Annotated in this window: 1 protein-coding gene; it reads right to left on the reverse strand. The window is 52.5% G+C overall.

All coding sequences use genetic code 11. From position 1 onward, the window contains the following. Positions 1-148 precede the first annotated feature (148 nt). A partial coding sequence (locus tag NZ772_19170; protein ID MCS6815678.1) for a helicase-related protein occupies positions 149-1,278 on the reverse strand: 1,130 nt, incomplete at its 5' end.

Genomic DNA, 1,278 nt, shown 5'->3' on the forward strand with positions numbered 1-1,278 from the left:
GATTTGAGATTCCCATTGGTTTCCTAGCGGGCTTTACAGAGAGCGATGAATTTGCCCGCATGAAGTGGGAGGTTTACGATCGGCAAATTAAGCAAAAGTTGTTTAAGTTGGTCAATCCCCTCGATCGAGTCGGTACAGCCTCCACCAGTTAAATATCTCGACCCCTAGCTCGGCAGCAGTTATCGCAATGCCCACAATGCATCATCTCCGCTGCTTGGATAAAGCCAAAACTGTGGAGCAGGTAGCGCCAACGACACTGACGAGTGCGCAGATAGGCAGTCATTTGTTGGGCAGCTTGGCTATCTAGCTTGTCTAGAGCTACTCGCCGATCGGAAGTAGATAACACATAGTGAAAGGGATCTTGCCAGTGGAGCTGACCGCTGCCCTGGAGCCAAGACAGGGCTAATGCTCCATCTTTGAATTGGCGGCTAATGGTGCTGATATCTCCCTGAGGTGGCAGTTTTGTCGCTAGTTGTTGAGCTGCACGACGTTGAGCTTTCAGCTTACGCTGAAAGAATCGCTGCCGTTGGTTGTCCGACGGATCAAGCCAGCCTGTGGGTTCACTGACTAGAGCTACTGCATCCGATCGCAGGCCATCGCGTCCAGCCCGCCCAATTTCCTGCACATATTCCGACAGTAGTAAGGGCACATGGAAGTGTATTACCCAACGTACATCGGGCTTATTGATCCCCATGCCAAAGGCGCAGGTGCAGACCACAAATTGCAACTCACTGGCGAGCCATGCCTGTTCAATCATCCGGCGTTCGGGTGCGGCTAACCCAGCGTGGTAAGCAGCCGTTCGATAGCCCTGATTAGCTAGCCATAGGGCCAAATCTTCACTGTCTTGGCGGGTGCGAACGTAGACTAAGCCGGGTTGGTCAGAGCGAGCACGCAGAGCATGTAGCAGGTATTGTCGTCGCTGCCGAGGCGTACAAACCATACGGATACTAAGGTACAAATTGGCTCGGTAGGGGTTGAGACGAAAACACTGGGGTTGTTGCAGGCAGAGAATGCGCTGGATTGTCTGTTGGGCACCGGGATCAGCAGTGGCAGTGAAGGCAGCGATCGCAATTCGACTCCCCGCAGGCTTCATTTTCAGCAATGCCGGTCGCACAGCCCCCAGTCGATAATAGGCAGGACGAAACGTATCTCCCCATTGCACTAGACAGTGAGCTTCATCTAGAATTAAGCCATTGATAACTAGGGTTGGCTCACAAAGGCAATCCCATACCCTAGGGTTCAACAATGTTTCCGGCGAGAGGTATAGAAGTCGAAAGT

The sequence above is a fragment of the Cyanobacteriota bacterium genome (assembly GCA_025054735.1).
GTDB lineage: Bacteria > Cyanobacteriota > Cyanobacteriia > SKYG9 > SKYG9 > SKYG9.